The 15,308-nt window shown below is 70.8% G+C and carries 16 protein-coding genes, 1 tRNA gene and 1 riboswitch; all 17 genes read left to right on the forward strand.

Annotation, left to right across the window (positions count from 1 at the left end; all coding sequences use genetic code 11):
• Positions 1 to 103 precede the first annotated feature (103 nt).
• Complete coding sequence (locus IEV65_RS06695; RefSeq protein ID WP_188428955.1) at positions 104 to 1,558, forward strand: amino acid permease; 1,455 nt, start codon at positions 104 to 106, stop codon at positions 1,556 to 1,558.
• A 46-nt stretch (positions 1,559 to 1,604) separates the two neighbouring features.
• Positions 1,605 to 2,345, forward strand: coding sequence for a (d)CMP kinase (cmk, locus tag IEV65_RS06700; RefSeq protein ID WP_188428957.1), 741 nt, complete (start codon positions 1,605 to 1,607; stop codon positions 2,343 to 2,345).
• Complete coding sequence (locus IEV65_RS06705; RefSeq protein WP_188428959.1) at positions 2,342 to 3,202, forward strand: sulfurtransferase; 861 nt, start codon at positions 2,342 to 2,344, stop codon at positions 3,200 to 3,202. Before cmk ends, IEV65_RS06705 begins: the two co-directional genes overlap by 4 nt.
• 38 nt (positions 3,203 to 3,240) lie before the next feature.
• Positions 3,241 to 3,681: a SufE family protein gene (locus IEV65_RS06710; RefSeq protein WP_188429544.1), complete on the forward strand. Its 441-nt coding sequence runs from the start codon at positions 3,241 to 3,243 to the stop codon at positions 3,679 to 3,681.
• Positions 3,678 to 5,222 (forward strand): ribosome biogenesis GTPase Der, encoded by a 1,545-nt coding sequence (gene der / locus IEV65_RS06715; RefSeq protein WP_188428961.1) that lies wholly within the window; start codon positions 3,678 to 3,680, stop codon positions 5,220 to 5,222. The genes IEV65_RS06710 and der overlap by 4 nt, the downstream gene beginning before the upstream one ends.
• Positions 5,223 to 5,309: 87 nt before the next feature.
• The gene (locus IEV65_RS06720) at positions 5,310 to 5,786 is read left to right on the forward strand and encodes a VOC family protein (protein ID WP_188428963.1); all 477 of its coding nucleotides are present in this window, start codon (positions 5,310 to 5,312) and stop codon (positions 5,784 to 5,786) included.
• A 77-nt stretch (positions 5,787 to 5,863) separates the two neighbouring features.
• A tRNA-Pro gene (locus IEV65_RS06725) sits at positions 5,864 to 5,937 on the forward strand.
• A 126-nt stretch (positions 5,938 to 6,063) separates the two neighbouring features.
• On the forward strand, positions 6,064 to 6,696 hold the full coding sequence (locus tag IEV65_RS06730; RefSeq protein ID WP_308642562.1) for a CDP-alcohol phosphatidyltransferase family protein: 633 nt from the start codon (positions 6,064 to 6,066) through the stop codon (positions 6,694 to 6,696).
• Complete coding sequence (locus tag IEV65_RS06735) at positions 6,693 to 7,580, forward strand: DUF881 domain-containing protein (RefSeq protein ID WP_188428965.1); 888 nt, start codon at positions 6,693 to 6,695, stop codon at positions 7,578 to 7,580. The genes IEV65_RS06730 and IEV65_RS06735 overlap by 4 nt, the downstream gene beginning before the upstream one ends.
• Complete coding sequence (locus IEV65_RS06740; protein ID WP_188428967.1) at positions 7,577 to 7,909, forward strand: small basic family protein; 333 nt, start codon at positions 7,577 to 7,579, stop codon at positions 7,907 to 7,909. Before IEV65_RS06735 ends, IEV65_RS06740 begins: the two co-directional genes overlap by 4 nt.
• On the forward strand, positions 7,909 to 9,012 hold the full coding sequence (locus IEV65_RS06745; protein WP_188428969.1) for a DUF881 domain-containing protein: 1,104 nt from the start codon (positions 7,909 to 7,911) through the stop codon (positions 9,010 to 9,012). The genes IEV65_RS06740 and IEV65_RS06745 overlap by 1 nt, the downstream gene beginning before the upstream one ends.
• A 77-nt stretch (positions 9,013 to 9,089) precedes the next feature.
• Positions 9,090 to 9,479: a glycine cleavage system protein GcvH gene (gene gcvH, locus IEV65_RS06750; RefSeq protein WP_188428971.1), complete on the forward strand. Its 390-nt coding sequence runs from the start codon at positions 9,090 to 9,092 to the stop codon at positions 9,477 to 9,479.
• Between the two features lie 82 nt (positions 9,480 to 9,561).
• Positions 9,562 to 10,017, forward strand: a complete 456-nt coding sequence (locus IEV65_RS06755; protein WP_188428973.1) for an FHA domain-containing protein — start codon at positions 9,562 to 9,564, stop codon at positions 10,015 to 10,017.
• Complete coding sequence (gene ftsR / locus IEV65_RS06760; RefSeq protein WP_188428974.1) at positions 10,014 to 10,781, forward strand: transcriptional regulator FtsR; 768 nt, start codon at positions 10,014 to 10,016, stop codon at positions 10,779 to 10,781. The genes IEV65_RS06755 and ftsR overlap by 4 nt, the downstream gene beginning before the upstream one ends.
• 56 nt (positions 10,782 to 10,837) lie before the next feature.
• Positions 10,838 to 11,341, forward strand: coding sequence for a bifunctional nuclease family protein (locus tag IEV65_RS06765; protein WP_188428976.1), 504 nt, complete (start codon positions 10,838 to 10,840; stop codon positions 11,339 to 11,341).
• 145 nt (positions 11,342 to 11,486) lie between these two features.
• Entirely contained in the window at positions 11,487 to 12,056 is a 570-nt protein-coding gene (locus tag IEV65_RS06770) for a MerR family transcriptional regulator (protein ID WP_188428978.1), read from the forward strand.
• A 70-nt stretch (positions 12,057 to 12,126) separates the two neighbouring features.
• Positions 12,127 to 12,222: riboswitch (glycine riboswitch) on the forward strand.
• 79 nt (positions 12,223 to 12,301) lie between these two features.
• Entirely contained in the window at positions 12,302 to 15,232 is a 2,931-nt protein-coding gene (gene gcvP / locus IEV65_RS06775) for an aminomethyl-transferring glycine dehydrogenase (protein ID WP_188428980.1), read from the forward strand.
• Positions 15,233 to 15,308: the final 76 nt, after the last annotated feature.

The raw sequence follows: 15,308 nt of genomic DNA on the forward strand, positions 1-15,308 counted from the left end.
GCACTCCCACCCCCGGTGTACTACGGACGGTAGGGGAGGTCTACCGTGCACGGGAGCGCGGCCGTGATGGTGCGGCCGCACGCACTCCCGGAAGAAGCAGCGCATGGCAGATCCTCACGTCGTCCCGCAGGCCACCGGCTCCCACGAGGCGACGGGCGAACATCTGCACCGCGGCCTCCAGAACCGCCATATCCAGCTGATCGCCATCGGTGGCGCGATCGGCACGGGGTTGTTCATGGGTTCGGGCAAGACGATCGCGGCGGCCGGTCCGTCCATCGTCCTCGTCTACCTGGTCATCGGCATCATGGTGTTCTTCGTGATGCGCGCCATGGGTGAGCTGCTGCTGCACAACCTCGACTACAAGTCGTTCCAGGACTTCTGCGCCGACATGCTGGGGCCGTGGGCCGGCTTCTTCACCGGCTGGACCTACTGGCTCTGCTGGATCGTCACCGGGATGGCCGACCTCATCGCGGTGGTGAGCTACTACAACTTCTGGATCCACCCCGCCGACCCCACCGACGTCCAGGCACTCTCGCTCGTCCTCGGCGCGGCGACCCTGCTCGCCCTCCTCGGGCTCAACCTGCTCACCGTGGCGCTCTTCGGTGAGCTGGAGTTCTGGTTCGCCCTCATCAAGATCGTCGCGATCGTCGCCCTCATCATCCTCGGTGGCTGGCTGATCATCACCGGCTTCACCGCCCCGGACGGCACCCAGGCGTCCCTGGCCAACCTGTGGAACCGCCCGGGCGGCGTCTTCCCGCACGGGACGGAGGGCTTCCTCGCCGGCTTCCAGATCGCCACCTTCGCCTTCGTCGGCATCGAGCTCGTCGGCGCCACCGCCGCCGAGACGGCCAACCCCACCACGACGCTGCCCCGGGCGATCAACCAGATCCCCGTCCGCATCCTCGTGTTCTACGTGCTGTCCCTCGTCGTCATCATGTCGGTGACCCCGTGGGACCAGGTCAACCCCGAGCTGTCGCCCTTCGTCAACCTCTTCTCCCTCATCGGCATCGCGGCCGCGGCCTCGATCATGAACTTCGTCGTCCTGACCTCGGCGGCGTCGGCCGCCAACTCCGGTCTCTACTCCACCTCGCGGATGCTCTACGGCCTGGCCCACAAGGGCATGGCGCCCGCCCCGGTCGGACGGCTCTCGCGGCGGATGGTGCCCGCGGTCGGACTGATCGTGTCGGTGATCTTCGTCGGCAGCTCGCTGCTGCTCCTGCTCAGCGACTCGGTGATGGAGGCCTTCACCGTGGTCACCACGATCTCCGCCGTGCTGTTCATGTTCGTCTGGGGGATGATCCTGGTCAGCTACGTCGTCTACCGCCGGCGCCACCCGGAGGCGCACGCCCGGTCCATCTACAAGATGCCCGGCGGCGTGCCGATGTGCTGGGTGGTCCTGGCCTTCTTCGTCTTCATCCTCGTGGTCCTCACCCGGCAGGAGGACACGCTGCGGGCCCTGCTGGTCACCCCGGTCTGGTTCGTCCTCCTCGCCGTGGGCTGGTTCGCCGTCCGGGGTCGGGTCCACAGGGACGACAGCCACACCGAGCTGCCCGTCTGAGCCGGCTCGCTTAGGGGCTGTGCACGGATACGGCTAGGCTTGATCGGTGCCTGTCTCACCGATCACCATCGCCATCGACGGGCCCAGCGGCTCCGGGAAGTCCTCCGTGTCCAAGGCCGTCGCGCGTGAGCTCGGGCTGGCCTACCTCGACACCGGGGCGATGTACCGAGCCCTGGCGTGGTGGGCTCTCCACCGCGAGATCGACCTGGCCGACCAGAACGCCGTGGCCGAGGCGGCGCGCGCCCTGCCGCTCGCCCTGTCCACCGATCCCGCCCGTGCCAGCGTGAGCGTCGACGGCACCGACGTCACCGAGGCCATCCGGGAGACGCGCATCAGCTCGAGCGTGTCCGCCGTCGCGACCAACCTCGACGTCAGGGCCGAGCTCCGCCGGCGTCAGCGGGAGCTCATCGACCGGGCCCGCGAGGAGCAGGGTGGCGTCGTGGCCGAGGGGCGGGACATCACCACCGTCGTCGCCCCCGACGCCGAGCACCGCATCCTCGTGACGGCCAGCGAGGAGGCACGTCTGGCCCGCAGGTCCTTGGACGTGCACGGCGCCGCAGGGGCCGAGCACCTGGCCGCCACACGCGACCAGGTCCTGCGCCGCGACCGTGACGACGCCACCGTCAGCGCGTTCTTCGAGCCCGCCGACGGGGTCGTCGGCATCGACACCTCCGACCTGACCTTCGAGGAGTCCGTGCAGGCCGTCCTCGACGTCGTCCGCGGCGCCCGCGGCCAGCACCCGTCACCTGATACCCGCCCGACCCTGCAGCCCGAGGAGACCTCATGACCGAGCACGACACCAAGATCGTCGCCTACGCCCACCCCGAGCGGCTCGTGACCACCGACTGGCTGGCCGCGCACCTCGACGACCCGGACGTGGTCGTGCTGGAGTCCGACGAGGACGTGCTCCTCTACGACACCGGCCACATCCCCGGCGCGCTCAAGCTCGACTGGCACCTCGACCTCAACGACCCGCTCAGCCGCGACTACGTCGGGGGCGAGCGGTTCGCCGAGGTCATGGGCGAGCGTGGCATCGGCCGCGACACCACGGTCGTGATCTACGGGGACAAGTCCAACTGGTGGGCCGCCTACGCGCTGTGGGTGATGTCGCTGTTCGGGCACGAGGACGTCCGGCTCCTGGACGGTGGCCGCGCGAAGTGGGTGGCCGAGGGGCGGGAGATGACCACCGACGTCCCCGAGGTGACGCCCACGGCATACCCGGTGGTCGAGCGGGACGACTCGCGCCTCAGGGCGTTCAAGGACCAGGTGCGCGAGCACATCGGCCGGCCGATGGTCGACGTGCGCAGCCCGGGGGAGTTCTCCGGCGAGCTGCTGCACATGCCCGATTATCCGCAGGAGGGCGCGATGCGCGGGGGCCACATCCCCGGCGCGCGGTCGGTGCCCTGGGCCCGTGCTGCCAACGAGGACGGCACCTTCCGTCCGCGTGAGGAGCTCGAGGCGATCTACCTCGAGGAGCAGGGTCTGGCGCCGTCCGACGACGTCGTGGCGTACTGCCGGATCGGCGAGCGTTCGAGCCACACCTGGTTCGTGCTGACCCACCTGCTCGGCTTCGAGAAGGTCCGCAACTACGACGGCAGCTGGACCGAGTGGGGCAACTCCGTCGGCGTGCCGGTGGAGCGCTGAGCGTGGCCGTGGACGAGCGTGCAGACCTGCCGAAGGGGATGGCGGAGCTGGCGGAGGACTTCCACGCGGTGTCCGAGAAGGAGCGCCTGCAGCTCCTCCTCGAGCTGAGCCAGGAGCTGCCGGCTCTCCCCGAGCGGTATGCCGGGCACCAGGAGGTCATGGAGCGCGTCGACGAGTGCCAGTCGCCGCTGTTCCTGGCCGTCGAGGTGGTCGACGACGCTCCCCGGACCGTCCAGCTCTTCTTCGACGCGCCGGCCGAGTCGCCGACGACGCGTGGCTTCGCGGGCATCCTGCGGGAGAGCCTGGACGGCCTCCCGGCCGAGGAGGTCCTCGCCGTGCCGGACGACGCGCCCTACCGGTTCGGGCTGGCCGACGCCGTGTCTCCGCTGCGGATGCGCGGCATGGTGGGCATGCTGAGCCGCATCAAGCGGCAGGTGCGGCTGCGCCGCGAGGCGATCGACGCGGAAGGACGCGCATGAACGACAAGGACAGCGGTCTCGACGAGGTCGAGGTCGAGTGGACCGGCGGGGTCGACCCCGACAGCCCGGTCGAGCCCGACCTTGAGGCCACGGAGGATGACGTGCGCCTCGAGACCGCGCTGCGTGCCGGTCTGGACGACTTCGACCTCTCCGACGAGGACCTCGAGCTGGTCGACCACGGCGAGCTGTCCGACGACGAGGACGACGAGGCCGAGCTGCGACCCGTGGTCGCGGTGGTGGGGCGCCCCAACGTGGGCAAGTCCAGCCTGGTCAACCGCATCCTGGGCCGGCGCGAGGCCGTCGTCGAGGACGTCCCGGGGGTCACCCGGGACCGGGTCGCCTACGACGCCGACTGGTCCGGACGACGGTTCACCCTCGTGGACACCGGTGGCTGGGAGGTCGACGCGACGGGCATCCACCTGCGCGTGGCCGAGCAGGCCGAGGTCGCGGTGGAGCTGGCGGACGTCGTGATCTTCGTGGTCGACGCGACCGTGGGCGCCACCGACACCGACGAGCAGGTCGTGCGGCTGCTGCGCCGCTCCAGGAAGCCGGTGGTGCTGGTCGCCAACAAGGTGGACGACCAGCGCATGGAGGCCGACGCCGCCATGCTGTGGTCGCTCGGCCTGGGCCAGCCGTGGCCGGTCTCCGCACTGCACGGACGTGGCTCGGGCGACGCGCTGGACGCCGTGCTGGAGGTGCTCCCTGAGCGGACGACCGTCGCCGGCGCCTACCCGCGCGGCGGCCCGCGTCGCGTGGCGCTGCTCGGCCGCCCCAACGTGGGCAAGTCCTCCCTGCTCAACAAGCTCGCGGGGGAGGAGCGGGTCGTCGTCGACGATGTCGCAGGCACCACCCGTGACCCCGTGGACGAGCTCATCGAGCTGGGCGAGAGCGGCAAGCTGTGGCGCTTCGTCGACACGGCGGGGATCCGCCGACGGGTGCACCAGACCCGGGGAGCCGACTTCTACGCCTCCCTCCGGACGCAGTCTGCGCTGGAGAAGGCCGAGGTCGCGGTCGTCCTCATCGACGTCTCCACCTCGATCACCGAGCAGGACATCCGTGTCGTGCAGCAGGTGGTGGACGCGGGCCGGGCCCTCGTCATCGCCTACAACAAGTGGGACCTGATGGACGAGGAGCGGCAGTACTACCTCGAGCGCGAGATCGAGCGCGAGCTGGTGCAGATGCAGTGGGCGCCGCGGGTCAACATCTCCGCGATGACCGGTCGCCACGTCGCCAAGCTGGAGCCGGCCCTGGAGCTGGCGCTGGCCTCGTGGGACCGCCGCATCCCCACGTCCCGGCTCAACGCCTTCCTGGGGGAGGTCGTCGCGGCGCACCCGCACCCCGTGCGCGGGGGCAAGCAGCCCCGCATCCTCTTCGCCACGCAGGCCGACACGCGCCCGCCGAAGTTCGTCATCTTCGCCTCCGGCTTCATCGAGGCGGGCTACCGCCGCTTCCTCGAGCGTCGGCTGCGCGAGGAGTTCGGCTTCGAGGGCACGCCGATCGAGATCTCGGTGCGCGTGCGGGAGAAGCGCGCGCGACGCTGACTCTCGCGACCTGGCCAGAAGCCGACCGATGAGTCGGGGGAGCGGGCCGGGTCAGTCCCAGCACACGACATACCCGAGGAGGACGTCATGGCAACACTGGGCACGTGCCTGTGGTTCGACGGGCAGGCGAGGGAGGCCGCCGAGTTCTACACCTCGATCTTTCCCCGGTCGCGCATCGTCGGCGGTGCGGACTACCTGACGGAGACGCCGAGCGAGAAGGCCGTCGGCTCGGAGATGACGGTGGACTTCGAGCTGGACGGGCGTCCTTTCCTGGCGCTCAACGGAGGACCGCAGTTCACCTTCAACGAGGCCGTCTCGATCGTGGTCCGCACCCAGGGCCAGGAGGAGACCGACCGCTACTGGGAGTCGCTGCTGGAGGGCGGTGGAGAGCCGTCCGCGTGCGGCTGGCTCAAGGACCGCTTCGGCCTGTCCTGGCAGGTGGTGCCCGAGGAGCTGGACGCGCTGCTGTCGGACCCCGACCCTGACCGAGCGCGCCGAGCCATGCAGGCGATGCTCGGGCAGGTGAAGATCGACATCGCCGAGATCCAGGCCGCCGCCGGCTGAGCCGGGCGCCACGACCGGGGCCGGATTCGGTGACCGGGACCGGCATGGGTTATCTTTGTCCCTGCCCATCCGGGCCTCGGGCTGTGGCGCAGCTTGGTAGCGCACTTGACTGGGGGTCAAGGGGTCGCAGGTTCAAATCCTGTCAGCCCGACCGAGAGAAGTAGCAGGTCAGAGGCGGTTTCGGAGAGATCCGAAGCCGCCTCTTGACGTCTGCGGCGATGTGGACGAGGTGACTCATGTGGTCAGGCGTGATCCTCGCGACCCCTAGACTGGCCGCATGACGATGGGCACGGGGGTCGACGGCGGTCGCCGACCGTCACCGCGGCCCGCCGGACAGGTCGACCGGGTGGTCACGCTTCCCAACGCGCTGAGCGTCGTGCGACTTCTGCTCCTCCCGGTCTTCGTCTGGCTCCTGCTCGAGGGCCGGCTGGTGGCGGCCGGAGGGGTGCTCGCGCTCTCCGGGCTGACCGACTACCTGGACGGGCGCATCGCGCGTGCCTACGGGTTGGTGAGCCGTGTGGGCCAGATCCTGGACCCGGTCGCGGACCGCCTGTACATCGCGACCACCCTGCTGGGACTGGCCTGGGCCAGCGTCATCCCGTGGTGGCTCGTGGTGGTGCTCATGGCGCGCGACGCCTTCGTGCTGGCCCTGTACCCCGTCGTGCGCAGGCACCGCCTGCCTATACCTGAGGTGGACTTCACCGGCAAGACGGCGACGTTCAGCCTGCTCGCGGCCTTCCCCCTGCTGGTGCTGGGGGCCGTCACCGGCTGGTGGACCGTCGCGGCGCGGGTGGTGGGTTGGGCGCTCGTCTGGTGGGGCATCGCGTTCTACTGGGTGGCTGGCGGGGTCTACGCCTGGCAGGTCCGACACATGGTGGGGCAACGCCGCGCGCAGGAGGTGCCACGATGAGGTGGCCGTCCGTCAAGCGCGGGGAGCGGGACCCGAACCCGGCCGCGTCCATGGCTCTCCTCGACGAGGTCCTCGACCCACCTGTCGGGCCCGGGTACCACTCCGCTGCGCAGGCCCGGGCGGCGGCCGGTCTGGCCCCGTCCTCGGGCCTCAACACCCTCCTGATGTTCGTCGTCGCGCTCGCCCTAGGGTTCCTGGTCACGATCGCCGCGGTGACGCTGCGCGCACCTGATCCCGCAGCCTCCGCGACGCGAGCAGAGCTGATCACGCGGATCGAGGACGCGCAGGCGGCCGGCGACGACCAGGTCCGGCGTGTCGAGGCGCTGCGGGCCGAGATCCTGGCCCTGGAGCAGCAGCAGGCCCGCACCGCGGAGGGCGCTGAGGGGGAACGGGTCATCGCCGCGACCGCGCTCAACGCCGGCGCCCAGGCCGTGCAGGGCCCGGGTGTCGTGGTCACCCTGGAGGACGCGAGACGCGCGACCGACGAGGCGCCGGGCGAGGAGCGCCAGCCGGAGAGGGTCAACGCGCGCGATCTCCAGCTCGTCGTCAACGGGCTGTGGTCGGCCGGCGCCGAGGCGATCTCGGTGAACGAGCACCGTATGACGAGCACCTCTGCCATCCGTTTCGCCGGCGAGGCCGTCATCGTAGACTTCCGTGGCCTGACCCCGCCGTACGTGGTGAAGGCGATCGGTGACCCTGAGAGACTGGCCGCCGAGACCTCGTCCGGACTTACCGGTGCCTACCTCGAGGAGCTGCGCCGCCAGCTGGGCCTCGGGGCGACCGTGAGCGCGAGCGACTCGATCACGATCGGTGCGGCGGAGCGGCTGACCACACGGGTGGCGGAGGAGTCCGGCACCGACACGCAGACTGAGGAGAACCGATGATCCCGCTCCTGGGACTGGTCGCGGGCGTCGTGCTCGGCCTGGTGCTGAGCCCGGAGGTGCCCGCCTGGCTCTCTCCCTATCTGCCCATCGCGGTGATCGCCGCGCTGGACGCGGTCTTCGGTGCCCTGCGCGCGGCCCTCGAGGGGATCTTCAACGACCGGGTGTTCGTCATCTCCTTCCTCTCCAACGTCGTCGTGGCCGCGCTGATCGTCTTCCTCGGCAACCAGCTGGGCGTGGGGGCTCAGCTGTCGACCGGTGTCGTCGTCGTCCTCGGCCTGCGCATCTTCTCCAACGTGGCGGCCATCCGGCGGCACCTGCTGGGGGCCTGATGGCGGGTCGCAAGAAGCGTTCCAAGTCCTACGGGTCGCGACGCCGCCCGGCCGCGCGACCCAGGACCACCCCGCCCGCACCGCCCGTCGAGGAGCCGAGCCTCGCGGAGGACCCGGCGGTCGACGAGCCCGCGGAGCCCTCCGACCCCGGGCTGGACGCGTCGGACGGGCAGGCTGCGGACGCGCCCGAGGCCGAGCCGGTGGAGACTGCGGAGCCGTCCGACCCCGAGCCGGACCCGTCGGACCCGCCGGCGGGGGAGAGGCTCGCCGAGCCCGACCCGGATCGGCCCGCGGACCCGGCGTCGGTGGCGAAGCCGGCCCGACGACCGCTGCTGCCGCGCGTGCGCCGCAGGCCGGTCGCGCCGGCGCCGACCCCTGACGAGGCCCGCCGCCGGCTGTTCCGGATGAGCCGCCCCAGCATCAACCGGGGGCAGCTCCTCGCGGCGGGCCTGACCCTCCTGCTCGGACTGGCGCTCGTGGTGCAGGTGCGCAGCACAGGGGAGACCGGCCTGAGCCAGCTCCGGCAGAGCGAGCTGGTGGCGCTCCTCGACGACGCCTCCTCCCGCGTCGACGCCCTGCAGCGCGAGGTCAACGCGCTGGAGCGGGACAAGGAGCGGCTCCAGGGGGAGCAGGGTGGTGCGGCGGCGTTGGAGGCTGCCCAGCAGCGGTTGGACTCCTACGAGATCCTCGCCGGCAGCGTCCCCGTCGAAGGACCCGGGATCAGCGTCTTCGTCAACGACCCGGAGAGGGCCATCACGCAGACGATGCTCCTCGACGGGATCCAGGAGCTGCGGGACGCAGGTGCCGAGGCGATCCAGATCGGCGGCACGCGGGTGGTGGCGTCCAGCTATGTCGGCAGCACGTCGGACGGGCGGGTCACCCTCGACGGGCAGGCGATCGCCCAGCCGATGCGCATCCTGGCGATCGGGGACTCGCACACGCTCTCGGGGGCGATGGCGATCCCGGGTGGCTTCTCCGACAGCCTGCGGGGCGTGGGCGCCGACGTCGAGGTGACCGAGCACGACAGCGTCCAGATCGATGCCGTGCGTGAGCTGACAGACCCCCGCTACGCTCGTCCGGTCCCTGCCTCGCAGGCGCCCTGACCCCGGGCATAAGGTAGGAGCCACCACACAGACGGCACGCGCCGGAGCGGCCGGATCTAACTCTGAGGAGATGGAGCATGAGCGAGCTCACCTACCCTGACGACCTTCGTTACACGACCGACCACGAGTGGGTGCAGGACAAGGGCGAGGGCGTCGTCCGCATCGGTGTGACCTCCTACGCGGCCGACGCGCTGGGCGACATCGTCTACGTCTCCCTGCCGAGCGTGGGCGACACCCACAGCGCGGGCGACTCCGTCGGTGAGATCGAGTCCACCAAGTCGGTGAGCGACGTCTACGCTCCCGCCGCGGGCGAGGTCGTGGCCGCCAACGAGGCGCTGGACAGCACCCCCGAGCTCGTCAACAGCGACCCGTACGGCGAGGGCTGGATGTACGAGGTGAAGCTCGCCGACGCGAGCGTGCTGGACTCCATGCTCGACGCTCAGGCCTACCAGGCCCAGCTCGACTGACCACCCCCACGGGGTCGGGCCCCTGCACTAGAGTGGGGGCCCGCACCCGTCCCCCCTTCGACGACGAGGAAGGTCTCACCCCGTGAGCGACCGCGACCGAGAGCACCACGACTTCGGCCACGACCCCGCGACCGCGCGCCTTCAGCGTGGTGGCGACCTGCCTCCTGCCGAGTACTCCTTCGACGACGAGCTCCCCAGGCTCTCCCCGGAGGACCAGCGGACGGTCGACGCGCTCCGCCCCGGCACCGCCCTCCTGATCGTGCTGCGCGGCCCCAACACGGGAGCCCGGTTCCTGCTCGACTCCGACGAGGTCAGCGCCGGGCGTCACCCGCAGAGTGACATCTTCCTCGACGACGTGACCGTCTCCCGCCGGCACGCGGTCTTCGCCCGCTCCGGCGACGGCTACCAGGTGCGCGACGTGGGGTCGCTCAACGGCACCTACGTCAACCGGCAGCGCATCGACGAGGTGGTCCTGCAGCCCGGCGACGAGGTGCAGATCGGCAAGTTCCGCCTCGTGTACTACCTCGGACGCCAGTGACCTCTGCCGCTCGGGTCGAGCAGACCGGTGGGGAGGGGATCTCCATCGGGGCCGTCCTTCGGACTCTCCAGCCGGACTTCCCGGACCTGACGATCTCCAAGATCCGCTACCTCGAGACCGAGGGGCTGATCAGCCCCGAGCGCCGGTCCTCCGGCTACCGGTTGTTCAGCGACGGCGACGTCGCCCGCCTGCGTTTCATCCTGACCGCGCAGCGCGAGCGTTTCTGGCCCCTGAAGGTCATCCGGGACGCTCTGGACCGCCTCGATCAGGGGCTGGACGTCCCGGGTCTGACTGACGACGCCGAGCACCCCGTCGTCACCACCCCCGCCCAGCCCGGGGACACCGGCCCGGGGCCGCAGGTGGCCGACCTGTCTGCGGCGGCACTGCGACGCCGACGCGCGGTCCGCCTCACCCCTGCAGAACTGCGTGAGCGCACCGGACTCGACGTCGCCGCGTACGGCCAGCTCAAGGCCTTCGGCCTGCTGCGCACCGACTCCTCCGGCCGCCACCACGCCGACGACCTGGACGTGGCGACCGCGGCTGCGGCCCTGGCTGGCTACGGGCTCGAGGCGCGACACCTCCGCTCGTTCCGCATCGGGGCCGACCGTGAGATCAGCCTGGCACGCCAGGTCGTGGAGCCACGCCGACGTCGGCAGGCGCGCGGCGCTTCCGGGCCGGACCCCGCGGAGGTGGAGTCAGAGCTGCTCGCCGCGATGCTGGCGCTGCATGTAGCGCTGGTCCGCTCGAGTCTCGCCGAGGGCTGATCCGGCGACGCGTGGGCGGCGGGCGTCTGCCGCCGGACGGGGGTACCGTTGATGGGGTGATCGAGCTCGACGTCCTCGGTGTCCGTGTGGAGATGCCCACCAACAGTCCCATCGTGCTCCTGCGCGAGCGGGACGGGCAGCGGTACGTCCCGATCTGGATCGGTGCGCCCGAGGCCACCGCCATCGCGTACGCCCAGCAGGGTGTGGAACCGCCACGGCCGCTCACCCACGACCTGATGGCGACCATGATCACCTCGCTCGGCCGCACCCTGGAGGCCGTGCACATCACTTCGGTGGAGGAGAACGTCTTCTACGCCGAGCTCCACTTCGACCACGGCGTCGTGATCTCCGCCCGGCCGTCCGACGCGATCGCCCTCGCGCTACGCACCGGGACCGCCATCGCGGCGACCGAGACTCTGGTGGACGAGGTCGGGATCGCCATGGCGGTCGAGGAGGAGGACGAGGTGGAGCGGTTCAAGGAGTTCCTCGACCAGGTCTCGGCGGAGGACTTCGAGGCTCCGGGCGGCCCTGAGGAGGGTCGGTCAGGAGGTGCGGCGTGAGTGGGGACACACCTGGCCCCGGCGCGTCGGTCGTTGACCCCGTGGACGGGGCCGCCTACGGTCTAGCTGTGCACAAGTTGCACACGACTCACACGAGTCACACGAGTCACACCGATCGCGCAAACGTCCTAGGTGAGGAGAACCGGTGAGCGCTGGCGCAGACGTCCCCGGCACGCAGGTTCCGGCGCAGGGTGTCCTCTTCACCGAGGACACGCCGGCCATGGACGAGACCATCGGTTTCCGCGGCCCCACGGCGTGCGGAGCCGCAGGCGTGACCTACCGCCAGCTGGACTACTGGGCCCGCACCGGCCTGCTCGAGCCCTCCGTGCGCAACCCCAGCGGGTCCGGCACGCAGCGCCTCTACAGCTTCCGGGACATCCTGGTGCTCAAGATCATCAAGCGGCTCCTCGACACCGGCGTCTCGCTCCAGCAGATCCGGGTGGCGGTCACGGCGCTGCGTGAGCGCGGCGTCCAGGATCTCGCGCGGATCACCCTCATGAGCGACGGCGCCAGCGTGTACGAGTGCACCAGCGACGACGAGGTGATCGACCTCGTCCGCGGGGGCCAGGGGGTCTTCGGTATCGCCGTCGGCAGCGTCTGGCGCGAGGTCGAGGGGCAGCTGGCCGAGCTGCCCAGCGAGCGAGCCGGCGACCCGGTCGCGGAGCACCCGGGCGACGAGCTCTCCGCACGGCGTCGGGCACGCAAGACCTCCTGACCCGCACGACCAACGCGGCGGACAGGTGCCTCTCCAGCCCGGGACGGGACTGGTAGATTGGTGCCGCCGACGATCCCGCGAGCGAGAGACCCTGACCATCCCGGTAGGGCGCCGAAGGGGCAAACTCCCCGTCAAGCTCTCAGGCGAAGAGGACCTCGCGGGTCAGGCAACTCTGGAACGTCGGGCGCTGCCGCCTGACGGACAGAGGGGGATGGTCTACCCCGCTGTCCGTTAGGAACTCACCCATGAGCACCGACCCCACCACTGCCGCCGAGTCGGACCACGTCGTCACCGACGACGCAGCCCCCCTGGCCACTCCCGTCCTGTCCGACTTCGTCGGACGCCACGTCGGACCCACCGATGCCGACATCGCCGAGATGCTGAAGGTCGTGGGCTACGACAGCCTCGACGCCCTCGTCAGCGCTGCCACCCCCTCCACGATCCAGGGCGTGGGCCCCCTGGCCATCGAGGCCGCGCCGAGCGAGCAGGCGGTCATCGGTGAGCTGCGCGAGCTGGCCTCCCGCAACAAGCTCGTGACCTCCATGATCGGCCTGGGCTACTACGGCACCCAGGTGCCGCCGGTCGTCAAGCGCAACATCCTCGAGAACCCGGCCTGGTACACCGCGTACACCCCGTACCAGCCGGAGATCTCGCAGGGGCGCCTCGAGGCGCTGATGAACTTCCAGACCATGGTCGCCGACCTCACCGGGCTGGCCATCTCCAACGCCTCGCTCCTGGACGAGGCCACGGCCGCGGCTGAGGCCATGGCGCTCATGCGGCGCAACAGCAAGGTGTCCCAGGACGCGGTCCTCGTCGTGGACGAGCACCTGCTGCCCCAGACCCTCGGCGTGGTCACCACCCGCGCGACCCCGCTGGGCATCGAGGTGGTCTCCGCCGACCTCGAGCAGGTCGGCGACGCCGCCGCGCTGCGCGCTGCCGCGGGCGACCGCGAGGTCTTCGGCGTCATGGTGCAGTATCCCGGCGCCGACGGCCTGGTCCGTGACTGGGCCGCCCTCGCCGAGGCCGCGCACGAGGCGGGCGCCCTGCTCACCGTGGCCGCGGACCTGCTGGCGCTGACCCTCATCGCCCCGCCCGGCGCCTGGGGCGCCGACGTGGCCGTCGGCACCACCCAGCGCTTCGGTGTGCCGATGGGCTTCGGCGGTCCCCACGCCGGTTACCTCAGCATCCGCTCGGGCCTGGAGCGCACCCTCCCGGGACGGCTCGTCGGCCTGAGCAAGGACGCCGACGACGCCCCCGCGTACCGTCTGGCCCTGCAGACCCGTGAGCAGCACATCCGTCGCGAGAAGGCCACCTCCAACATCACCACCGCGCAGGTGCTGCTGGCCGTCATGGCGGGCATGTATGCCGTGTGGCACGGCCCCGAGGGTCTGCGCCGCATCGCGCTGGAGACCCACGCCAAGGCCCGTGCGCTCGCCGACGCCCTCACCGCCGGCGGCCTCGAGCTCGCCGGTGACCACTGGTTCGACACGCTCACGGTGAGGGTGCCCGGGCGGGCGGCCGAGGTGCTGGCGGCGGCGCTCGAGCGGGGTGTCAACCTCTGGCAGGTCGACGGCGACACGGTGCTCGTGGCGGCCGACGAGCTCACCACGCTGGGCAACATCCAGGCGGTCGCCGAGGCCTTCGGTGTCGAGGCGCCCGACGAGATCCCCGTCGTCGACGCGCCCGACCTCGGCGGCCTGGCCCGCTCTGAGGACCAGCCCTACCTGACCCACCCGGTGTTCAACAGCTACCGCAGCGAGACCTCCATGCTGCGCTACATCCGGAGCCTGTCGGACAAGGACTTCGCGCTCGACCGCGGCATGATCCCGCTGGGCTCGTGCACGATGAAGCTCAACTCCACCACGGAGATGGAGTCCATCACCTGGCCGGAGTTCTCCAGCCTGCACCCGTTCGTGCCGGCGGACCAGAGCGAGGGTCTGCGCGCCCTCATCGACCAGCTGTCCGGCTGGCTGTGCGAGATCACCGGCTACGACCAGGTCTCCCTGCAGCCCAACTCCGGCGCCAACGGTGAGTTCGCCGGGCTCGTCGCGATCCGCCGTTACCACGAGGCCAACGGGCAGGGCGAGCGCGACATCTGCCTCATCCCCGCCAGCGCACACGGCACCAACGCCGCCAGCGCGGTGATGGCCGGGCTCAAGGTGGTCGTCATCAACAGCACCTCCAACGGTGAGATCGACATGGACGACCTGCGCGCCAAGGTCGAGCAGCACCGCGACAAGGTCGCCGCGATCATGGTGACCTACCCCTCGACGCACGGCGTGTTCGAGGCCGAGATCACCCAGCTGTGCGAGCTCGTGCACGAGGCTGGCGGCCAGGTCTACCTCGACGGCGCCAACCTCAACGCGCTCATGGGGATCGCCAAGCCGGGCGCGTTCGGCAGCGACGTCTCGCACCTGAACCTGCACAAGACCTTCACCATCCCGCACGGTGGTGGCGGTCCTGGCGTCGGCCCGATCGGCGTGCGCTCGCACCTGGCGCCCTACCTGCCCAACCACCCGGTCGTCTCGGGCGCCGGACCGGAGACCAGCAGCGGCCCCGTCTCGGGCGCCCCGTTCGGCTCGGCGAGCATCCTGCCGATCTCCTGGTCCTACATCCGCCTCGTCGGCGGTGCCGGTCTGCTCCGCTCCTCCCAGGTCGCGGTGCTCAACGCCAACTACATCGCCAAGCGCCTCAACGAGTACTTCCCGGTGCTCTACACCGGCGCCAACGACCTAGTGGCGCACGAGTGCATCCTGGACCTGCGCGGCCTCACCAAGGACACCGGCGTGACCGTCGACGACGTGGCCAAGCGCCTCATCGACTACGGCTTCCACGCCCCGACGATGTCCTTCCCGGTCTCCGGGACGCTCATGGTGGAGCCCACCGAGAGCGAGGACCGCTGGGAGCTCGACCGGTTCATCGAGGCCATGATCGCCATCCGTCAGGAGATGGACGACGCGGCCGCGGACGGTGTCGAGGGCAGCGTGCTGCGCAACGCCCCGCACACGGCCGTCAGCATCGCCCGCGACTGGGACGAGCGCTACGACCGGATGACCGCCGCCTACCCGCAGGGTGTCGACCCCAGCCGGAAGTACTGGCCGCCGGTGCGCCGCATCGACGGCGTCTACGGCGACCGGAACCTGATCCCGACCCTCCAGGAGGCGTCGGAGGGCTGACCCGGGGACCGACCTGGTATGACGTGGGGTCCGGCGCGCAGAAAATGCGCGCCGGACCCTCGTCATACCTGGGTCC

This window comes from Ornithinimicrobium tianjinense (assembly GCF_014636495.1).
GTDB classification, from domain to species: Bacteria; Actinomycetota; Actinomycetes; order Actinomycetales; family Dermatophilaceae; genus Ornithinicoccus; species Ornithinicoccus tianjinensis.

What these genes read in the sequence shown, in the direction of transcription:
- der (WP_188428961.1), top strand. Translation starts at nt 3,678, where the DNA reads ATGAACGACAAGGACAGCGGTCTCGACGAGGTCGAGGTCGAGTGGACC.
- IEV65_RS06745 (WP_188428969.1), top strand. Translation starts at nt 7,909, where the DNA reads ATGGCGGGTCGCAAGAAGCGTTCCAAGTCCTACGGGTCGCGACGCCGC.
- IEV65_RS06740 (WP_188428967.1), top strand. Translation starts at nt 7,577, where the DNA reads ATGATCCCGCTCCTGGGACTGGTCGCGGGCGTCGTGCTCGGCCTGGTG.
- IEV65_RS06705 (WP_188428959.1), top strand. Translation starts at nt 2,342, where the DNA reads ATGACCGAGCACGACACCAAGATCGTCGCCTACGCCCACCCCGAGCGG.
- gcvH (WP_188428971.1), top strand. Translation starts at nt 9,090, where the DNA reads ATGAGCGAGCTCACCTACCCTGACGACCTTCGTTACACGACCGACCAC.
- IEV65_RS06720 (WP_188428963.1), top strand. Translation starts at nt 5,310, where the DNA reads ATGGCAACACTGGGCACGTGCCTGTGGTTCGACGGGCAGGCGAGGGAG.
- IEV65_RS06695 (WP_188428955.1), top strand. Translation starts at nt 104, where the DNA reads ATGGCAGATCCTCACGTCGTCCCGCAGGCCACCGGCTCCCACGAGGCG.
- IEV65_RS06710 (WP_188429544.1), top strand. Translation starts at nt 3,241, where the DNA reads ATGGCGGAGCTGGCGGAGGACTTCCACGCGGTGTCCGAGAAGGAGCGC.
- IEV65_RS06735 (WP_188428965.1), top strand. Translation starts at nt 6,693, where the DNA reads ATGAGGTGGCCGTCCGTCAAGCGCGGGGAGCGGGACCCGAACCCGGCC.
- gcvP (WP_188428980.1), top strand. Translation starts at nt 12,302, where the DNA reads ATGAGCACCGACCCCACCACTGCCGCCGAGTCGGACCACGTCGTCACC.
- IEV65_RS06730 (WP_308642562.1), top strand. Translation starts at nt 6,064, where the DNA reads ATGACGATGGGCACGGGGGTCGACGGCGGTCGCCGACCGTCACCGCGG.